Annotated in this window: 16 protein-coding genes and 1 tRNA gene; 11 read left to right on the top strand and 6 right to left on the bottom strand. The window is 58.4% G+C overall.

The window, feature by feature from the left end:
- The first annotated feature begins 6 nt into the window (after positions 1-6).
- From mtrB to secA, 4 genes are all read left to right on the top strand, one after another.
- Positions 7-1,680, top strand: coding sequence for an MtrAB system histidine kinase MtrB (gene mtrB, locus HMPREF3042_RS01780; RefSeq protein ID WP_070855895.1), 1,674 nt, complete (start codon positions 7-9; stop codon positions 1,678-1,680).
- The gene (locus HMPREF3042_RS01785) at positions 1,681-3,522 is read left to right on the top strand and encodes an LpqB family beta-propeller domain-containing protein (protein WP_070855896.1); all 1,842 of its coding nucleotides are present in this window, start codon (positions 1,681-1,683) and stop codon (positions 3,520-3,522) included.
- Between the two features lie 912 nt (positions 3,523-4,434).
- Entirely contained in the window at positions 4,435-5,094 is a 660-nt protein-coding gene (hpf, locus tag HMPREF3042_RS01795; RefSeq protein WP_038627911.1) for a ribosome hibernation-promoting factor, HPF/YfiA family, read from the top strand.
- Between the two features lie 161 nt (positions 5,095-5,255).
- Positions 5,256-7,958: a preprotein translocase subunit SecA gene (secA, locus tag HMPREF3042_RS01800; RefSeq protein WP_048731675.1), complete on the top strand. Its 2,703-nt coding sequence runs from the start codon at positions 5,256-5,258 to the stop codon at positions 7,956-7,958.
- A gap of 3 nt (positions 7,959-7,961) precedes the next feature.
- Here the strand turns inward: secA and HMPREF3042_RS01805 are convergent, their stop codons facing one another.
- Positions 7,962-8,585, bottom strand: coding sequence for a hypothetical protein (locus tag HMPREF3042_RS01805; RefSeq protein ID WP_070855897.1), 624 nt, complete (start codon positions 8,583-8,585; stop codon positions 7,962-7,964).
- Positions 8,586-8,869: 284 nt separating this feature from the next.
- Between HMPREF3042_RS01805 and HMPREF3042_RS01810 the strand changes: the two genes are divergently transcribed.
- The 4 genes from HMPREF3042_RS01810 (at position 8,870) to HMPREF3042_RS01825 (ending at position 12,574) form a co-directional block, all read left to right on the top strand.
- Entirely contained in the window at positions 8,870-9,280 is a 411-nt protein-coding gene (locus tag HMPREF3042_RS01810) for an HAD-IA family hydrolase (protein WP_038627918.1), read from the top strand.
- A complete protein-coding gene (locus HMPREF3042_RS01815; RefSeq protein ID WP_038627920.1) occupies positions 9,280-9,771 on the top strand; it encodes a DUF6912 family protein in 492 nt (163 codons plus the stop codon). The genes HMPREF3042_RS01810 and HMPREF3042_RS01815 overlap by 1 nt, the downstream gene beginning before the upstream one ends.
- Before the next feature lie 327 nt (positions 9,772-10,098).
- Positions 10,099-11,163: a flavin reductase family protein gene (locus tag HMPREF3042_RS01820; protein WP_070855898.1), complete on the top strand. Its 1,065-nt coding sequence runs from the start codon at positions 10,099-10,101 to the stop codon at positions 11,161-11,163.
- Between the two features lie 70 nt (positions 11,164-11,233).
- The gene (locus HMPREF3042_RS01825) at positions 11,234-12,574 is read left to right on the top strand and encodes a fatty acid desaturase family protein (RefSeq protein ID WP_070855899.1); all 1,341 of its coding nucleotides are present in this window, start codon (positions 11,234-11,236) and stop codon (positions 12,572-12,574) included.
- On the opposite strand, the gene HMPREF3042_RS01830 is transcribed toward HMPREF3042_RS01825, so the two are convergent.
- Genes HMPREF3042_RS01830 through aroA form a run of 3 tightly spaced genes read right to left on the bottom strand, consistent with a single transcriptional unit; the run spans position 12,571 to position 16,470 of the window.
- The gene (locus HMPREF3042_RS01830) at positions 12,571-13,956 is read right to left on the bottom strand and encodes a chloride channel protein (RefSeq protein ID WP_049191129.1); all 1,386 of its coding nucleotides are present in this window, start codon (positions 13,954-13,956) and stop codon (positions 12,571-12,573) included. The genes HMPREF3042_RS01825 and HMPREF3042_RS01830 overlap by 4 nt on opposite strands.
- Positions 13,943-14,989 (bottom strand): ribosome small subunit-dependent GTPase A, encoded by a 1,047-nt coding sequence (gene rsgA, locus HMPREF3042_RS01835; protein ID WP_049191126.1) that lies wholly within the window; start codon positions 14,987-14,989, stop codon positions 13,943-13,945. The genes HMPREF3042_RS01830 and rsgA overlap by 14 nt, the downstream gene beginning before the upstream one ends.
- Positions 14,990-14,991: 2 nt before the next feature.
- Positions 14,992-16,470, bottom strand: a complete 1,479-nt coding sequence (gene aroA / locus HMPREF3042_RS01840) for a 3-phosphoshikimate 1-carboxyvinyltransferase (RefSeq protein ID WP_083327397.1) — start codon at positions 16,468-16,470, stop codon at positions 14,992-14,994.
- Positions 16,471-16,540: 70 nt separating this feature from the next.
- Between aroA and HMPREF3042_RS01845 the strand changes: the two genes are divergently transcribed.
- On the top strand, positions 16,541-17,236 hold the full coding sequence (locus HMPREF3042_RS01845) for an SOS response-associated peptidase (RefSeq protein ID WP_070855901.1): 696 nt from the start codon (positions 16,541-16,543) through the stop codon (positions 17,234-17,236).
- A 39-nt stretch (positions 17,237-17,275) separates the two neighbouring features.
- Here HMPREF3042_RS01845 and ybaK read toward each other — a convergent pair whose 3' ends face one another.
- Positions 17,276-17,788, bottom strand: a complete 513-nt coding sequence (ybaK, locus tag HMPREF3042_RS01850) for a Cys-tRNA(Pro) deacylase (RefSeq protein WP_070855902.1) — start codon at positions 17,786-17,788, stop codon at positions 17,276-17,278.
- Between the two features lie 97 nt (positions 17,789-17,885).
- Here ybaK and HMPREF3042_RS01855 point away from each other — a divergent pair, with 97 nt between their 5' ends.
- Together HMPREF3042_RS01855 and rsrA are read left to right on the top strand one after the other, a co-directional pair.
- Entirely contained in the window at positions 17,886-18,515 is a 630-nt protein-coding gene (locus tag HMPREF3042_RS01855; RefSeq protein WP_070855903.1) for a sigma-70 family RNA polymerase sigma factor, read from the top strand.
- 20 nt (positions 18,516-18,535) lie between these two features.
- Positions 18,536-18,820, top strand: a complete 285-nt coding sequence (gene rsrA, locus HMPREF3042_RS11095; protein ID WP_038629430.1) for a mycothiol system anti-sigma-R factor — start codon at positions 18,536-18,538, stop codon at positions 18,818-18,820.
- A 133-nt stretch (positions 18,821-18,953) separates the two neighbouring features.
- Here the strand turns inward: rsrA and HMPREF3042_RS01865 are convergent.
- Positions 18,954-19,026, bottom strand: a tRNA-Ala gene (locus HMPREF3042_RS01865).
- Between the last annotated feature and the right edge of the window lie 227 nt (positions 19,027-19,253).

Genomic DNA, 19,253 nt, shown 5'->3' on the forward strand with positions numbered 1-19,253 from the left:
AGGGGAGTGACCTGGGCGGTTACGCTCTGGCGCACGTCTATCCAAGCGCGCATTCTGACCTCTGTGGTGGTACTGAGCGCGATGGTGATTGCGGTACTCGGTTTCGCGCTGGCGACTATTGTTACCCAGCGGCTTATCGACGCAAAGGTTACCGCTGCCGACGAGGAAATTGACCGTGCTCGCGCGGTGGTGGAGCAGGCGATTGAGAACTCTTCGTCCAACGAGCTGCAAGCTCTTCTCAACGTGGGGCGCGATGCCCTTGTGAACCGTGCAGCCGGTTCCGGTGCTGCGCCACTGACAAGTTATGAACCGCTGCTCGTGGCGCCGGTGCCACGAGGCACGGTGTTGGCTTCATCGCCGATTAAGGCCGATGTTCCAGAACGATTGCATGAAGTAGTCCGACAAGGGCAAATTGCGTATCAGGTACGCCAAGTCACTGATAACCGCGGCGATACGTACTCGGCGTTAATTATCGGTAGCCCTACTTCTACCTCGGTTGATGGGCTCGAGCTCTATCTGGTCACCTCTATGGCTGCAGAGGAATCGACTATTAAGTTGGTTCGTGGTCTCCTCGCCGGTGCGACAGTAGTCATCATGGCGCTTCTCGGCGGTATTACTTGGTTCTTCTCCAATCAGGTGACGACACCAGTGCGTTCCGCCGCCCAGATTGCCCAGCGCTTTGCCGACGGCCACTTGCGCGAACGCATGGTCGTGCAGGGTGAAGATGACATGGCGCGACTGGCCATGAGCTTTAACAAGATGGCCGAATCGCTGTCGACGCAGATTAGACAGCTGGAGGAATACGGCAGTCTGCAGCGACAGTTCACCTCCGATGTCTCGCATGAGTTGAGGACGCCTCTGACCACGGTGCGTATGGCCGCCGACCTTATTGCTGACGGCGCTGAGGACCTCGATCCGGCGACTCGCCGCGCAGCTGAGCTGATGAATGAGGAGCTTGAGCGTTTTGAGATGCTTCTCAATGACCTGCTTGAGATCTCACGCCACGATGCCGGCGTTGCTGATCTGTCCGCAGAAAAGGTCGATGTCCGTCGCTGCGTGGATGCTGCCTATCAGCAGGTAACGGTCGTGGCTAAGGAGACCGGTACACCCATCCGCTTCCACCTGCCCGATGAACCGGTAATGGCAACAGTCGACTCGCGTCGTATCGAGCGCGTGCTACGCAACCTTATGGCCAACGCTGTTGACCACAGTGAGGGCAATCCGGTGGATGTCACAGTGCGGGCGAGCAATTCCGCGGTCTCGTTTACGGTCGTTGACCACGGTGTGGGGCTAAAGCCGGAACAGCAAGAGCTGGTGTTTAACCGGTTCTGGCGCGCTGACCCCTCGCGTGTCCGACGCACCGGCGGGACCGGACTTGGCTTGGCGATCGCGCGTGAGGACGCACAATTGCATGGTGGGGAACTGGAGGCATTTGGCGTGCCGACGGTCGGTAGCTGTTTCCGCCTGACTGTGCCACTGGAGCCTGATGCGAGCTTCGGTGAGCATCCGCTCGGCCTGGAAGTTCCTCCGCTGCCCGATCAGATTCCGCATCAGCAGGAAATTGGTGCACGGGAGTTGGAATCGGATTCGATTGCACCGCAAGTCAAGAGCCAGGATCAGGATAAGGGGCAGCGGACTAGCGATAGCGAATCCCGACAGGCACGAGAGGAGGATATCTAAATGACGGCGCAGCAACAGTCAAAGGCTCGTCGCGTCCTGCGTAAGACAGTGGCGCTTAGCTCAGTGATCATTTTGGGCACGGCCGCAGGATGTACCACCATTCCGAGAAACACCAGCCCCCAGGTGCTGCGTCCGTTTGAGCCGCCCCAAGTTCGTATTGAAGTTCCTCAGCCACGACCGAATGTCAATGCAGACATTGTCCTGCGCGACTTTTTCGCCGCGGCCGCGCATCCGGTTGATGATTTTCAAGCTATGCGTGCCTTCATGACCCCGGAACTTGCGGCCAGTTGGAAGCCGCATGATAGCGCCCGCATTCTTGACGGTGTCAACCTCATCGCTCAACGGGATGAAGGAGGTTCTCGACAGTCCTTCGTTGCCCGAGGTCGCAGCGTTGGTCAATTTGGTACTGATGGTGCTTATGAGCCCCAGTCCGGTGATTATGAGGAAACCGTGGAGATGAAGCTCGGTTCGGATGGGCAGTGGCGCATTTCCTCGCTGCCCGACGGTGTTGTCATGGAGCGTCAGGCATTCCTGGAAAACAATGTGCCTCGCAATATCTATTTCCTCGACCCGGCGGGTAATCATTTGGTCACAGATCGTCGTTGGCTCTATCGTGGCGTCACCGATGGCGCGACCAATCTGTTGACAAAGCTGAAGAACGGACCATCAGCACCACTGCGACCGGGCGTCACCACAGTGCTCAAGCCCAATGCCTCAATTGCGGTGGAAGCAGGACCTGTGTCCAACTCGGACGGTCGCAGGGTCGAAATCACCGGATTGGGTGATGTTTCCGAGGAACTGCGTGTCATGCTCGCGGCACAGATTATCTGGACTCTCGACTCGGCAGATTTCCGTGGTCCGTGGATCCTCATGGCCGACGGCGAACCACTAATTGCCAGCCACGACGAGCCGTGGACGAAGGATACCGACGCAATCCAGCTCTACGACCCGAATCATCTACCGGCTGATAACGCGCCGTTGCGGACGGTCGACCGCAGCGGTATCTACGAGATTGCTGACGGCCACGCCACACCTGTGGGACGTGGCTGGACCGCCAGCGGCAGCACTGCGGTGTTTTCCGCGGCAGTGGGCATCAACCCCAATGGCAGCGAGCTTATTGCCGCCGTGTTCCGCTCGGCTGCGGATGGTCGTACCGGTTCGTATGACCTTGGGGAGTCCACATTGATGCTCGGCGGAATACAAGATCAGCCGATTCCTGTGCTGACTGGCGAGAGTCTCACCCGTCCGACATGGTCGCCAGATGCCGAGGCGGTCTGGACAGTGAAGGACGGTACAACCGTCGTACGCCTGGTTCGGCAGTCGACGTCGTCCCGGATTCAGCAGGAGGAGGTTGATACCTCTGAGCTCAGTCACCTTCTTGACGGCGGCGAAGACACGGGGCACCCAAGCGCCGGTATTTCTGAATTCCGCGTCGATTCTTCGGGCACGCAGGTAGCGATGATTATCGCTGGTGAGGTCTATATCGCCACCATCGAAAGGCATGACGACAAACCGTGGAAGTTGACGCATCCGCGCGCTCTGCCGCTCCCTGAAAACGTTTCCCCGGTGTCGCTGACGTGGTCGCCGAATCAAACGGTCACGGTGGGCGGTTACAGCGGAGACACCCCGATGTGGAGTGCCTTCCCGGACGGTGCGACCAGCTCCGTTCTGCCGAAGCTCAACCTGACACCGCCAATTCCTGTGGTTACCGCGACCTCGTCGAAGCGTTACGCATTGGATGCCACCGGTGTTATGGAGCTGATCTCCAGCGAGGGGCAGCAGCAGTTCTGGCGCCAGGTTCCGGGTGCGCGTGGTCGAATGGCTCCGGTGTCTGTGGAGTAAGCGCAAATCGGGGAGGGGATTAATGGCGCAGGGGAAATCATCGCGGGATGTACTGCGCGTGCTTTACGACGTCACTCGCGATGCGATTGGCCTCGTGATACCGGAAACCTGCCCGGTGTGCGGCTGCTCCGGGACGCTGTGTCGTGATTGCAAGGACGATCTCCAGCAACCTCCAGTGCGTTTTTCACCGCGGGCTGCGTTACGCGCAGCAGCGTGGACCTGTGGTCCGTACTCCGGTGCGAGGAGACATCTCATTTTGTCGGCCAAAGAACGGGGCAGTGGTGAAGCCAGACGAATCATGGGGGCCGTGTTCGCCGCTGCGGTACGAAGACTGGCCTCAGACGGCCATATAATGCCCCCGGAAATTACCCCCGTCATTTTGATTCCCGCGCCGACAAGATTGTCATCCCGTCGACAACGGGGTGGGGATCCGGTAACAATTGCCTGCGACTTTGCCTGCAGTCAGCTCCCCTCTAGTTCGGTATTGCCCCTGGTGCGCATTGGTGGGCGCACGCGGGATTCCGCGGAGCTTGGGGCTTCTCAACGCAGACGAAACCTTTCTGGCCACATTGTGCCGCTGACGCAATTCAAGCACGGAATTAGTGACAAGCTGCGACAACGGTGTACCCAGGCGACAGTGATTCTGGTTGATGATGTGGCCACCACTGGTGCCACTGCAGCGGAAACCGAGTTGGTGGCAGCGTCATTGGGGATTCGCATCGACATGGTGTTGGTGCTCGCCCGGGCGTAGACGCAGGGGTGTCGTCGGCAAGCGAAAAATAAACGAGGGGAACGTGGCATTGGTTACCCCCGGAACTGTATCCTGGGGGTGCAGAAAGACTCGTCACCGTAGACGCCGTGAGTAATCCCGCTCACGGAAGGGCGGTGGCCATACCGGGAGGTAGGTAGCAAGTGTCCACACCTGCTGACAACAACGAGGTACTCAGCCCGAACGCTCAGGTGACCATCACCGGGCGCAATGTTGAGGTTCCAGAGCACTTCGCAGATCGTGTTAAGGCGAAGCTGGCGAAGATTGAGCGCCTCGACCCGACTTTGACCTTCTTCCACGTGGAGCTCCAGCACGAGCCGAATCCGCGCCGTGCAGACCGCTCTGACCGTATTCAGATCACCGCTACTGGCAAGGGGCACCTGGCTCGTGCGGAAGCGAAGGAAGATAGCTTCTACGCTGCACTGGAGTCTGCTCTGGGCAAGATGGAGCGCTCCCTGCGTAAGGTGAAGGCTCGCCGCAAGATTAGCCGTTCTGGCCACCGTGCACCGATGTCCGTCGGCGAGGCAACTGCTTCGCTGGTTGCAGAGGCTGAGGCAGCGGCTCCGGAAAAGGCTGATCCGTACGAGGATCTGGTTGAGGACGTACGTCCGGGCCAGGTTGTGCGTACCAAGCAGCACTCCGCAACTCCGATGACGGTGGAAGATGCTCTGTCTGAGATGGAGCTCGTCGGTCACGACTTCTACCTCTTCGTTAACGAGGCAACCTCTCGTCCGTCCGTGGTCTACCGTCGTCACGCATACGACTACGGTCTGATTGAGCTGGCAGAGGAAGACGAGAAGTAAGTCTTCATCAAAAAGAGCACGCAATGCCGCGCAGAGCTGTGTATTGGTAAGTAATTGCTCACATGAGCCCGTCTTCTCTTAGAAGGGAAGGCGGGTTCGTCGTATAATCAACCGTTGCACATTAAAGTTCGACGTGAATCGGCCGGAAAGGTCCCAATTTAGTGTTTTCGCTCAGCAAGTTGCTCCGCATTGGTGAAGGCCGCGCTGTCAAGAGGCTTGGCAATATTGCAGATCAGGTCATCGCCAAGGAAGACGAGTACGCAGCTCTTTCAGACGATGAACTCCGCGCCAAGACCGAGGAGTTTAAGAAGCAGCTGGCTGACGGTGCCGATGTAGACGATTTGCTGCTGGATGCTTTCGCCACGGCGCGTGAGGCGTCCTGGCGCGTGCTGGGCCAGAAGCACTACCGCGTCCAGGTTATGGGCGGTGCTGCACTGCACTTCGGCAACGTTGCCGAAATGGGTACTGGTGAAGGTAAGACCCTGACCTGTGTGCTGCCTGCATACCTCAATGCGTTGGCAGGCAAGGGCGTTCATGTCGTTACGGTTAATGACTACCTGGCTAAGCGTGACGCGGAGTGGATGGGACGAGTCCACCGCTTCCTGGGGCTTGAGACCTCGGTGATTCTCTCTGAGCTCAGCCCGGACCAGCGCCGCAAGGCCTATGCTGCCGACATCACCTACGGCACGAACAATGAGTTCGGCTTTGACTACCTGCGCGACAACATGGCGCATTCGCTCGACGATTTGGTGCAGCGTGGGCACCACTTCGCCATCGTCGATGAGGTTGACTCGATTCTGATTGACGAGGCCCGTACCCCGTTAATTATTTCCGGTCCGGCGGATGGCGATCCGCACTGGTACCTGGCGTTCTCCAAGATTGTGCCGCGTATGAAGCGCGACATTCACTACGAAGTCGATGAGCGTAAGCGCACCATCGGTATTCGTGAAGAAGGTGTTGAATTCGTTGAGGATCAGCTGGGTATTTCAAACCTGTATGCTCCGGAAAATTCCTCACTGGTCAGCTACCTGAACAATGCCCTGAAGGCCAAGGAGCTGTTCACCCGCGACAAGGATTACATTATCCGTAATGGTGAGATTCTCATTGTCGATGAGTTCACCGGTCGTGTGCTGGCAGGCCGTCGCTATAACGAGGGCATGCACCAGGCAATTGAGGCCAAGGAAGGGGTGGAGATTAAAAACGAGAACCAGACGCTGGCAACCGTCACGCTCCAGAACTACTTCCGCCTCTACGACAAGCTGTCCGGTATGACCGGTACGGCTGAGACTGAAGCGGCTGAGCTGCACCAGATTTACAAGCTGAACGTCATGGCGATCCCGCCGAATCGCCCGAAGCAGCGCGAGGATCTGCCCGACCTGATTTACAAGACGCAGGAGGCAAAGTTCGCCGCTGTTGTCGAGGACATCCGCGAATGCCATGAAAAGGGTCAGCCAGTTCTCGTTGGTACGACGTCAGTCGAGAAATCCGAGTATCTTTCCAAGCTCCTACAGCGCGAAGGTATTCCTCACTCTGTGCTGAATGCAAAGCACCACGAGAAGGAAGCTGAGATTGTTGCGGTGGCGGGTCGTCTCGGAGGCGTTACCGTGGCAACTAATATGGCCGGTCGTGGTACTGACATCGTGCTGGGCGGTAACCCGGACATCATCGCTGACCTGAATCTGCGCTCTCGTGGTCTGGACCCGGTGGAAACTCCGGAAGAGTACGAAGAGGCGTGGGACGCTGAGATTGAGCGTGTTCGTCAGCAGTCGAAGGAAGAAGCTGACAAGGTACGTGAGGCCGGTGGACTCTACGTCCTGGGCACTGAGCGCCATGAGTCGCGCCGCATTGACAACCAGTTGCGTGGTCGTACCGGTCGTCAGGGTGACCCGGGTGTTACCCGCTTCTACCTGTCCATGCGCGATGACCTCATGGTTCGCTTCAACGGCCAGCGCATGGAAGCGCTGATGAACACTCTGAATGTCCCGGATGACGTTCCTATTGACTCCAAGGTTGTCTCCAACTCCATTAAGAGCGTTCAGGCTCAGGTGGAAAGCCAGAACTTCGAAATCCGTAAGAATGTTCTGAAGTATGACGAGGTTATGAACCAGCAGCGTAAGGTCATCTACGCTGAGCGCCGTCGCATCCTCGAAGGTGAGGATTTGAAGACTCAGGTTCGCGACATGCAGGACGATGTCGTCGATGCGTATGTCAATGGTGCCACCGCTGACGGTTACGTGGAGGATTGGGACCTCGACGAGCTGTGGAATGCCCTTGAGCAGCTCTACAGTCCGACGTTTACGGCGCAGGAGCTCATCGATGGCTCTGACTTCGGTACCCCGGGTGACCTCTCGGCCGATGAGCTGTCCAAGGCTCTGCACAACGATATCTCCGCCAGCTACGACCAGCTTGAGGATGCGGTCTCCGCAATTGGTGGCGACGACCAGATGCGCAACATTGAGCGCTTCACCATCCTGAACGTCATGGACCAAAAGTGGCGCGAGCACCTCTACGAGATGGACTACCTCAAGGAGGGCATTGGCTTGCGCGCCATGGCCCAGGCTGACCCGCTGGTGGAGTACCAGCGTGAGGGCTACGACATGTTCACCGCGATGATGGACGGCATCAAGGAAGAATCGGTTCGTCAGCTGTTCCTAATCCGTAAGCAGGTTATGCCCGCAGTGGAAAACACTGAGGGGCAGGAAAACCAGGCTCCGGCTCTGCCAACGGAAGCTGCTGAGAAAAATCAGCAGATGACCTACTCCGGCCCCAGCGAGGACGGCAGTGCAGAGCAGCAGCGCATGGATCAAGAGCCTGAGGGCAACCGGGCGCAGCGTCGGAAGGCGGCTCGCAAGCGCCGTCGCTAAGCACTAAAGCACACGAAACGCGGTCATGATCCATGGCCGCGTTTTTGCTGTTCCGCGGCGGAACGTGCCCGTGAACGCGCGAACGCGCGGACCGACACGGCAACTACCCAGGAATTCGACCTTTTTGCCGTCTGCTGAAGCGCTGGCGTGGAAGGATTGCAACGCGACACCTTTGAGGCTGGTGTTTTTCGACAGCGTGAGTATCGCAGCGTGAATAATCGGGTCGATGTTGATGCGACGCAAATCGTTGACTCGCCGGCGACCCGCGATAATGTCGAAGACGCGGCGAGTAATCGTGCCAAGCTCCTGTCTCAGATTCTGCTCACAGTGCTGGACGACGTGCGGTGTTTGCGGCGTCTTTTTTGCCGCAGGAGTGGCCACGGCGGGCGGTAATGCCGTCATGACAGCGGTCCCGGAAGCAACGGAACATCCGCTATAGGTCGGTGCCACTTTTGCGGTTGGAGAAGTGGCGACATTAGCTGACTGGCCAAGTTGAATTGTGTGGAGAAGCGAAAAGCCCGTTGCTGGTTCGATGAATTCCCTGTCACTGGATCGGTTCTCAGCGGCGTGCGACAGCGCGTAAGGCATCGGCGCCTGCGATGTTGGTACGTGAGACGTAGGTGCCATGGATTAATCCCCCTAAAAACTCTCCATTGGCAAGTTCCCCCTTGCTGAAGACCATTGTCCTACAAGTGCTTTAAGTGTGCAGCTTGTGAAGGGGAATTCACGGCTGGCATGGGGGTGGGGAGAAGATACAGCCGCGAAGTGGGCTGAGTGTCTCGCTGTTAATAGCCCTATAGGTTTCCGTCAAAGCCGTTCTGGTCGTCTATAAATTGGCGTAATGAACAGCCAATTAACACGCTGAACTGGAAAAAAGGCAAACGTGCAGGTCATGCGATAAACTACAGGCCATGCGCGGAATGATTATCGATTACTGTGGTGTCCTCGACGGTACGGATGAAGACCAGGCACGTTGGCGTAATTTGCTGGTAGAGGCGCGTGCAAATGGTGTTGGCCTGGCAGTCCTGTCGAATGACCCAGGTGGCCCATCGGCGGATCCGATTCGCAAGCTCGAAGATGAGGGCCTGGTAGACGCAGTTGTGCTCTCTGGTGAAATTGGCCATGAGAAGCCTTCGGCAGAGGCTTTTAATGCAGCTGCTGCGGCTATTGAACTGCCGGCCCGGGACTGTGTGTTGGTGGATGATTCGATTGAGAACATCCATGCTGCCGTCTCTAACGGCATGGTGGGAGTCTTCTATCAGCAGTTCGACCGCGCAGTGGTCGAGATTGCCGGTCTACTGGGTCTCGAGGGCGAGTTCTAATGCGTGTCTATATCCCAGCGACTTTCTCTATGCTTGAGGCGCTGAAGGAGGATGAGCTCTTCCACGCCCGCGGTGGTTGGGGCTTTGCTGTCACTGAGGCGCTGCGCGATTTCTTTACTGAGGGCGATGATGAGGAACTGGCAGATGTGGCCTTTGATGAGGCTGCGCGTGCGTCGCTTCGTCTGCTCGATGCTGCAGAAGAGAAGTTCCCGCACCGCCGAGTAGTCATTTCCGTCGATGTGGAGGCGGAACCGCAGTCGGATATGGGCGATGCTGTGGTTAAGGTCGGCGGCCCAATTTCGCTTGCCGACGTTGCAGCGCTCCACATTGATGTGGAAGAGGCGGAAAGCAAGGTTGAGGCTGCGATTGAAGCCGTCGATAAGGCAGATCTCGGTGACGAGGATGCGGAGCTCACTGTCGGCGATGCGCTGGAGATTCCGCTGGCGTGGTATGACGTAGCTGAGCTCGGCATGGTGGTCGACTTCCTGTAGTAGCGCGTGCTTGGTGTTGAAGAAGGGGACTGGGTTTGGAACCCAGTCCCCTTTTGTATGGCACAAGTTTTTTCTGCGGGGGTATAAAAGGCGGGATTGTTTTGTGTGGATAAGCTCCATGTCAAAGGGGGTGTTTCGCAGGAAAGCGGGGGTAATGACAATTTCGCTATTTGTGTCAAAATCATTTGCTTCTCTTGACCAATAACTTACCGCTCCGTAGTCTACGTCTAAGTAACCTACGGGCACGTAATAATGGATCGGGCGGGGAACGCCCGCTGATGAACAGTGTTATTACTTGTTCTCCCGTGACAGTCAGGAGGGCCAAGAATGGGGCTTAAGACCAAAGTTTCCCGGGTATTGAAGCATTTATCCACGCCACTTTTGCCCGATGACTACACGCATTTGCTAAATCCGCTGTGGTCAAGTCGCGAGCTGCGCGGTCAGATTGAGGCCATTAATCCCACATCTCCTACTTCAGCAGAGTTGATAATCCGTCCGGGTTGGGGGATGCCAACAGACTTCAAGCCAGGTCAGTTCATTGGACTCGGCGTAGAGGTCAAGGGGAAATACCTGTGGCGTTCCTACTCACTGACAAATGCACCGCGGCCTCATGACGGGCTGCTGACTATCAACATTCGTGCACTCAACGACGGCTACGTGTCCCAACATCTCGTCGCCAATGTAAAACCGGGTACTGTCGTCCGCCTGGCTGCCCCGGCTGGGGATTTCCATCTTCCGGAGCCACTCCCAGCCCGCATTGCTTTTGTTACCGCAGGCTCCGGCGTAACTCCTGTGATTTCCATGCTGCGTGATCTTTCAGCTCGCAAAGCATCAGTGGACGTCGAACACATTCACTCCTACCGCGGCGAAGCAGAAGCTGTGTTTGTCAACGAACTCCGGGAGATGGAACAGCGCAGTGCTATTAGTGCGTTGAAGTATCGCCTGCATGCCCGGAATACGGAGGCGCAACCGCGGATTGACGCTGCTGCGGTTACCGACATCATTGGTGACTTTGGAGCGCTGGCATCGTCGGCAAGCGCCTATGCCTGTGGTCCGGTTGAACTGCTGAAAAACCTTGAGCCGGAGTTCCCCGGGCTGCGGACGGAACGTTTCACCGTTGACCGCTCCGCGGCGGAAGAGGCCGGTGGCACGGTGAGTTTCGGTAGCCGAGGCGATATCGACGTAGACGGTGCAACCACCATCCTGGAGGCGGCGGAGAGCGTCGGAGTTGACCTGCCGTACGGCTGTCGGATGGGAATCTGTGCGACGTGTGTGCAGCAGCTCTCCGACGGCGCAGCGCGGGACATCCGCACCGGTGCGACGTTTGTGGCGGGGGAGCGAGTCCGAACGTGCGTCTGTGCGCCGGCGGGGCTCGCGCGTATCGAACTGTAAGTTCGCCCCACATCTATCTCAACATGCATTAACCAGGAGAAACTACCTCAAAGGAGTTGGGACCCTTCCCATGGCAATTTCCGATATCGCATCGTATGCGCACTTGAGCGAAGAAGACGTCGCAGAGATTGGGCGTCGGTTTGCGGAAATCGAAAAGCAACACCGCGATTCGCTGGGGCAGAAGGATGCTCGCTACATCCGCACGCTCATCCGCATTCAACGCACCCTTGAGGTGACTGGTCGAGGTCTGCTGATGGTACCGACCGCAGGCATGGCCCTGAACAAATTGGGGCTGCTGCCGAAGTCGTGGAAGAACACCGCACACTGGGGTTTCAAATGGGCGGGCATCTCAGCGCTGGGGCTGGCAAAGATTTTGGAAAACCTCGAAATCGGCCACAACACCATGCACGGTCAGTGGGATTGGATGAATGACCCCGAGATTCACTCGGCCACCTGGGAGTGGGACAATTCCTGCCCATCGAGCGGGTGGAAGCACTCCCACAACTTTGTCCACCACAAGTACACCAACGTGCTAGGTATGGACAACGATGTGGGATACGGCATTCTCCGGGTGACTCGTGACCGCCGTTGGAAGCCATCGACGCTGTTGCAGCCGGTGACAAACGTGGTCTTGGCCAGCCTTTTCCAATGGGCAGTGGCTTTCTACGACGTTGAGCTCGGGCGTGTGTTCGCAGGCAAGAAATCCTGGGATGAGGCCCGGCCGCAGCTCATGGAGGTTCTCAACAAGTCGGGGCGCCAGGTGGTCAAGGACTACGTTCTTTTCCCGGCGATGGCGGGTCCGCGTTACCGCGAAGTGGCATTTGCGAACATGATGGCCAACCTCGCCCGTAATCTGTGGGCCTACGCTGTCATCTTCTGCGGACACTTCCCGGATGATGCCGAGACTTTCACCAAGGAGCAGTACAACACCGAGGACAAGAGTGAGTGGTATTTGCGCCAAATGCTGGGCTCGGCGAACTTCCACGGTGGGCTGGCGTTGTCGGTGCTCTCGGGAAATCTGAATTACCAGATTGAGCACCACCTCTTCCCAGACATGCCATCCAACAGGCTTGCGCAGATTTCGAAGCAGGTTCAGCAGATTTGCCGGGAATACGACCTGCCATACAACACGGGGTCGTTCCCGAAGCAGCTCTTCCAGGTCCAGCGCACACTACTAAAGTTGTCGCTGCCGAATCGCTTCTTAGTCGCTGACCCGGACAACGCCCCAGAGGTGCGTTCGGAGGCGGCGTTCAAGAAGTATCCGCAGGTTGAAGCGGAGCTCCAGTCCAGTTCCCCGCAACGCAAGGGCTTAGCGACGGGGCTGCGAATGCTCCGCCGTCTTCGCCCAGGCGTCCGGGAAATTGTCCGAGCCTATACAGGTCGCTCAACGCACACTGCTGCGCACGGTTAGCCCTCGACCCGCTTGCGGATCGCAGCTGCGGCTGCCGGTTTGCGGTTCCATGGCATTGATTGCTTGTGGGGGAGCCGTAGCCAGGCGCGAATTATGGTCACAGTTAGTGTCGCAGTTGCACCAGCGAGGAAGAGCGCTAAGTAAGCCGAGGAATTCTGGCCGGTAAACTCCACGGTCACGATCAGTGCGAACAGTGGAGCTGCCATGGACGCCGACAGGAAGGCCGCCGCGCCGAGAATCGCAAAGTCGCTCAGCGGAACTGAGGGCATCAATGGCTGTACGAAGCAGCCGACGATGAAACCGCTGAGCGCGCCAAGGGCAAAGCCGGGAGTCAAGAGACCACCGACGGCCCCCGAACGGAAAGTAACGAGAACCGCGATAGCTTTCGCAATCAGCAGGATGACAGCAAAACCCAGCAGCGGGCGGTCCATGAGAACTGTGGTCGCAGCGATACGGCCATTGCCCAAGACTTCTGGAACCCACAGTGAAATCACACCAACTAGCGTGAACGCGAGGGGGATGGCCCAGGCAGAATGCCAGCCAGTCGGTGCCTTGTCTAACACCCGCGAGCTGAGAATGCGAAATGCGTAGCCAATGGCGCCGCAGATAACACCGAGGAGCAGTGCCGCACCGAGGTTGCCCCATCCGTCTGAGAGATTGATTGGGCTGTAGAGCGGGCTACTTCCGACCACAATGCCCGACGTCACCGTCGCAATGGCCGAACACGCCAGCACCACCATCACCGCGGTAATGCTCAGTGAGCCCAGCAGAATCTCCAACGAGAAAACCGCTCCAGCCAGCGGGATGTGATAGATCGCCCCCAGGCCGGCACCGGCCGCTGCTGCGACCAGAATACGGCGGTGTAGCGGATCGATGCGTAGTCGATGCGACATCTGTGAGGCCACCATTGCACCTAGCTCACGCGGGGCATTCTCGCGTCCCATGGATGCACCTGCGGCTACGGTCGCCATCTGCAAAAACACATTGACAAGAGTCGACCACACAGGCATGAGACGGCCGTGCATGCCCGCCTCAACGCTTTCAATGGGCTTCGCCTTTGTGCGCAAAGCGGCCCACATTGGTCCTGCAATCAGCCCCGCCAACACGATCCCGACAAAGCGCTGTAGGCCGGTGGTGCCATCGGTCACGACCGCTACGTCACCCTCGTGCTGCCCGTAGACCGCGTACTCGATCCCGTGCATAATCAGCGCGAGCCCGGCTGCTCCGAGCCCCGTCGCAAGACCGACGATAAGCGTGTAGATGCACAGTCGAATCCAGCTGCCGGGAGCGGGGTAGAGACCGGAGTCCTCTTTGTTCGACTCAGCACTTGCCGAGGCTTCAGAGGGCGTCTCCGCAGAATTGGTGTGGCTAGTCTCTTTCAATGTCCAGCTCCCAGTCCTCGTTGTCGCTGATAGCGATCAATAGACGACGCACTGCCATCGCTCGACGGTGCTGAACTCCCTCCAACTTGTCCAGGGCGCACTCTGGATCCGCGGGTGGTCCCAAATGGGTGCAACCACGTGGGCATCCATCTGTTGCCGCCTGGATATCTGGAAACGCTGCCAGTAGCGTCTCCGGTGTCACATGAGCCAGGCCAAAGGAACGAATGCCCGGGGTATCAATGATCCACGAGGGCGCGCTGTTTTCGCTTTCCGACGGCAACATCAGTGCCACCGACTGCGTGGAGGTATGGCGGCCCTTACCCACACCACTGACTTCGCCGGTCTCACGGTTGGCTTCGGGAACAATCCGGTTGACGAGGGTTGATTTCCCAACACCGGAATGCCCAACCAAAGCTGTCACTCGTTCTGGAACATCGATGAGCTCTGACAAAGGAGCCAAGTCATCGTTAATACCGCAGACAACGACATCCACTCCGAGTGCGGAAAACTCCCCGGCAAATTCCTCTGGGTCAGCCAGATCAGACTTAGTCAGACAGAGCACGGGACGGACACCGCCGGCGTAGGCCGCGACCAGCGCGCGTTCGACAAAACCGGTGCGGGGTTCAGGATCGGCGACTGCACACACAATGAGTAGCAGGCTGGCATTGGCCACGACAATGCGCTCATACGGGTCATTGTCATCGGCGGTGCGACGCAAAACCGTGCTGCGCTCTGCCAGCTTGACGATGCGGGCCAGTGTGCCCTCACGGCCGCTGACATCGCCGACGACACCGACACGGTCACCGACAACGATATTGGTGCGGCCGAGCTCGCGGGCACGCATGCATGTCACTGCAACATCAGCGTTGTTATCGAGGACTACACCCCAACGACCACGATCCTTGGTCACCACCATGCCCCAGTGGGCATCTGCGTGGCTAGGGCGATCCTTCGTCCGTGGCCGAGACCCTCTACCGGGGCGGATGCGTACATCGGACTCGTCCCATTGCCGTCCACGCCTGCGTGCCGCCACTGTTATTTCCCTGCCTCGGTTCCGTCCTCCATGCCATCAAGTCGAGTGTCGACCGACTTTTCCAACGAACTAGGGCTGGGGGAGGCCAGTCCGAGCATCTCCAGCCAGCGCAGGTCGAATCCAGGCATGGTCTTAGCGGTGGTACCGATGTTTTCGACTTCCACGCCCTCCGTGCGCAGGCCAACAATGGCACCAGCGGTGGCCATTCGATGGTCGGCGTAGCTGTGCCAGAGGCCACCCTGGAGCGGAACGGGGTCAATCGCAATGCCGTCGTCAAGCTCCGTAGCGCGACCACCGAGGCGGTTGATTTCCGTGGTGAGCGCGGCAAGACGGTTGGTTTCGTGACCGCGCAAGTGTGCAATACCCGTCAGCTCGGTGCGGGTGGTGGCCAGGGCGGCGATGGCAGCGACCGTTGGGGTCAGCTCGCCAATCTCGGACATGTCCATCGTGATTCCGCGCAGCTCTGACGGCTTTGGGCCCACGACGGTGAGGCTGGTGCGGCCACCCTCGTGACGGTTGAACGTCACGGTAGCGCCCATTGCGGTGAGGATCTCGCGGATGCGGTCGCCCGGCTGCGTGGTGTGCTCTGACCAGTCGGGCACGGTGACGCTGCCACCAGTGACAGCTGCAGCGGCCAGGAAGGCGGCAGCGTTGGACAGGTCGGGCTCGATCTGCCAAGTACGACCCATCATTTCGGTGGGGTGAATGGTGAACGTTGTGCGTGATCCCTCAGGTGCGTCGGCCGTGGTCTCGTCGACCTGCACACCGGCCTCACGGAGCATGTCCAGGGTCATGTCAATGTGGGGGCGGGAGGGAATCTCGCCCGTCGGGCGAAGTACGAGGCCACGGCCATAGCGCGGCGCTGACAGCAACAGGCCGGAGACGAACTGGCTTGAGGCCGAAGCGTCAATTTCCACTTCGCCGCCGATGTCCGGCAGATCTTGCTCTTGGACCGAGTCACCGAGGCGGTTGCCCTGGTTCGGACCCTGTGGATTGACCGTGAAAGGAAGCCCATTTCCAGCGATGTTCACACCGAGGCTGCGCAGGGCATCCAGCACGGCTGACATCGGGCGAGCCTTGGCCTCTACGTCGCCTTCGAAGAACACCGACCCCTGTGCCAGAGCTGCGATAGGCGGCACGAAGCGCATAACCGTACCTGCAAGGCCACATTCCACGACACCACCGCGGAGCATGCGTGGAGTGACACGGAGCGTGTGGTTCGGGGAACCCGAATATGTCGAGTCGGCACTGATGTCAGTTCCCAGGGCCTGCAGTGCGCGAATCATAAGATCGGTATCGCGAGAGCGCAGAGCACCATGGATAACCGATGGGGTCGAAGATAGCGCCGCGATGACAAGAGCACGGTTCGTAATCGACTTCGAGCCGGCAATCTGCACCGTGGCGCTAAAAGGCTGTCGACCGGATTCGGCACCGTCGACACTTACAGTAGGGGCGGACCAATTCTGATTTTGGGAACACACACAACCAATTATGGAACACTTTCACTCCATACCTCGACTAGAGGGGGAGACATCGGCACAATCAGTTGGTATGTGTGGTCGTTTCGTCAATTTCACAGTCGCCGAAAAGCTGCTCAGCACCACGGCTGAAATTCCCGGTTTGGCGCCCGTGCGTGCCGACGGCCCGTTGCCCACCTCCCGCTACAACATCGGCCCGACCATGCCAATAGTTGCTCTTGCCCGCGAGCATCCCGGCCGCACAGGAACCATTGCAGCCACCGTGCGCTGGGGTTTAATTCCGCAGTGGGCCCGCGAAGTGCCAACGACACCTTTCTTCAACGCCCGTGCGGAAACCTGGCAGTCCAAACCGACTTTCCGGGACGGCCTTCCCTGCGCAATCCCCATGAACGGTTGGTATGAATGGAAAAATCGCCAGCTCTACTTCGTCAGCTTCGGTGATGATGCACCGCTTTTCACCGTCGCGGGTCTGTGGGCACGCTGGGGAGATATAGTCTCCGCGACAATTCTCACCACCGACGCCGTGGGACAGCTCGTGGATCTGCATCATCGTATGCCGCGCGTGCTTGCCGACGATGAAGTCAGCGATTGGCTGGATCTCTCGGCCTGGGCAGCAAACGGAGATGTTGGCGTGACCAGCGCCGAGGTGGTGGACAAGCTGACCATCCGTCCGGTCAACCGCGTCGTCGGTAATGTTGCGAATGAAGGGTCGCACCTGTTGGATGAGCCCGATGGCGCGGTACCCGGCCACAACGAGGAGCTGTTTTAAGGCCGTATCAGCGGGGAGGTTGCAGGAGTAGCCGCAGGATTAGCGGGCGATGTCGGCGACCGTGGCGTCGCAAAGCGAAACCAAATCAGCGGGTGACAGTTCGATGTCCCACCCGCGGCGACCACCGGAGACGAACACAGTGTCGGAGAGAGTGGCTGTCTCATCAATGACCGTGGGGAGCTTGCGGCGACCGCCAAGCGGGGAGATGCCGCCGGGAATGTAGCCGGTGGCAAGTGACGCGTCATGCGGGTCGGCCATCGTGGCCTTGGAAGCCCCGATAGCCGCGGCGGCGGCCTTGAGGTTGAGCATTCCAGTGGCGGGGACGACGGCGATGGCCAGCCCAGTGCGTTTGCCGGATAGCTCGATAATGAGAGTTTTGAAGATGCGTTCGGGCTCGACGCCGAGGTGTTCTAGCAGCCAAGAGGCGGCCTCTTCGCCGAAGTTGTCGCTGCCGTGGGGGAATTGGTGAACGTGGAAGTCGATTCCGGCGTTCTGACAGAAGGCGATGGCCGGGGTGGCGGCAGCGGATTTTTTGGCGGACTTCTTCGACATAATTTCCCATCGTTGCACACCAGTGCAATTACGCTACGAAATCCCTGGTGACGGGGGCTGGCCGACTCGTGGGTGCGGATGTTTTAGGATAGGTAGCATGTCAGGTGATCAGACAGGAACATCGGCCATCCGGACTGATGAGTCGGATGAGGAGCTTGCGCAGCGCTTTGAGCGTGATGCCATGCCGCTTTTGGATCAGCTCTATGGAGCGGCGCTGCGGATGACACGCAACCCCGCCGATGCCGAAGACCTGGTGCAGGAGACCTATATCAAGGCTTTTCAGGGCTTCCGCTCCTACAAGCCGGGCACGAATCTGAAAGCGTGGCTCTACCGCATTCTGACGAATGCGTACATCAACAACTACCGCAAGGCGCAGCGTCGTCCTGCCGAGTACGCCACCGATGACATCACCGATTCACAGATCGCGGAAACCGCGTCGCACACTTCGATAGGGCTGCGCTCTGCTGAGGTTGAAGCGCTGGAAAAGCTTCCTGACGAGGAAATTCGTGACGCTTTGATGAGTCTCAAAGAGGATTACCGGATGGTGGTCTACTACGCCGATGTCGAGGGATTGCCCTACAAGGAAATCGCCGAAATCATGGGCACGCCCATCGGAACTGTGATGAGTCGGCTCCACCGTGGAAGAAAACAGCTCCGAGACGCGTTGCACAGCGTAGCCGTGGAACGTGGATTCTTGAAAGAAGAGAAGGGAGATTCTCCGCGATGAGCCGAGAGTCGAGCCAAGATATGGAGCAGACGCCAGAGCGCGGGCACGCCTGTGAAGATGCTTTCTGTCAGGATGTCCACTCGCGCCTACACGCATTTTTGGATGGCGAGTGTGATTCGGAGGAGCGCCGCTTTCTCGAGGAACACATTCACAAATGCCCTCAGTGCTTAGAAGAGTTCGGTTCCGAGCAAGCTATCCGACGGCTGCTGCGCCGGTGCTGCCAGCAACCTGCCCCTGAGGACCTCCGCCAGCGCATTACCACCCGCATACGCGTGTCCTATACGCGGGTGGAGTACCGCAGGTAGTTGCTGGCGGCTAGGTTTTGGTGCGTCATCTTTTGGCGTGTATTCCTTTGATGCTTAATACGATGTTGCGTAACGCGGTAATGCGAAATACGGAAAATCCCAGGTCACGGTGATGTGGCCTGGGATATTTTTGTGGAGCTAAGGGGAATCGAACCCCTGACCTTCGCATTGCGAACGCGACGCTCTACCAACTGAGCTATAGCCCCGTTGCTTTCGAGCAACCTAGCTGAAGCTGCCGTAAAAGCTCTATTTTTAGACGTTACTCCCGGTGTGGTTGGGGCTCCAAACTCGCTGGTTGGGGTCTGGCGGATGGCTAATTCTGAAAAGCGAGGATGGGGTATCGAAGAGGTATCGAAAAGGTGCAGAAAGTGACTAGGTTTATGACAAAAACCGCGGGTGAATTCAATTCACGTGTCATAAACCTAGTCACTTT

The organism is Corynebacterium sp. HMSC074C05 (assembly GCF_001838325.1).
Taxonomy (GTDB): Bacteria; Actinomycetota; Actinomycetes; order Mycobacteriales; family Mycobacteriaceae; genus Corynebacterium; species Corynebacterium amycolatum.

Excerpts from the sequence above, each read along its gene's own strand:
- ybaK (WP_070855902.1), bottom strand. The coding sequence starts at position 17,788 with ATGTCGAAGAAGTCCGCCAAAAAATCCGCTGCCGCCACCCCGGCCATC.
- HMPREF3042_RS01820 (WP_070855898.1), top strand. The coding sequence starts at position 10,099 with ATGGGGCTTAAGACCAAAGTTTCCCGGGTATTGAAGCATTTATCCACG.
- HMPREF3042_RS01805 (WP_070855897.1), bottom strand. The coding sequence starts at position 8,585 with ATGGCACCTACGTCTCACGTACCAACATCGCAGGCGCCGATGCCTTAC.
- HMPREF3042_RS01810 (WP_038627918.1), top strand. The coding sequence starts at position 8,870 with ATGCGCGGAATGATTATCGATTACTGTGGTGTCCTCGACGGTACGGAT.
- HMPREF3042_RS01815 (WP_038627920.1), top strand. The coding sequence starts at position 9,280 with ATGCGTGTCTATATCCCAGCGACTTTCTCTATGCTTGAGGCGCTGAAG.
- HMPREF3042_RS01855 (WP_070855903.1), top strand. The coding sequence starts at position 17,886 with ATGTCAGGTGATCAGACAGGAACATCGGCCATCCGGACTGATGAGTCG.
- HMPREF3042_RS01845 (WP_070855901.1), top strand. The coding sequence starts at position 16,541 with ATGTGTGGTCGTTTCGTCAATTTCACAGTCGCCGAAAAGCTGCTCAGC.
- HMPREF3042_RS01785 (WP_070855896.1), top strand. The coding sequence starts at position 1,681 with ATGACGGCGCAGCAACAGTCAAAGGCTCGTCGCGTCCTGCGTAAGACA.
- rsrA (WP_038629430.1), top strand. The coding sequence starts at position 18,536 with ATGGAGCAGACGCCAGAGCGCGGGCACGCCTGTGAAGATGCTTTCTGT.
- HMPREF3042_RS01825 (WP_070855899.1), top strand. The coding sequence starts at position 11,234 with ATGGCAATTTCCGATATCGCATCGTATGCGCACTTGAGCGAAGAAGAC.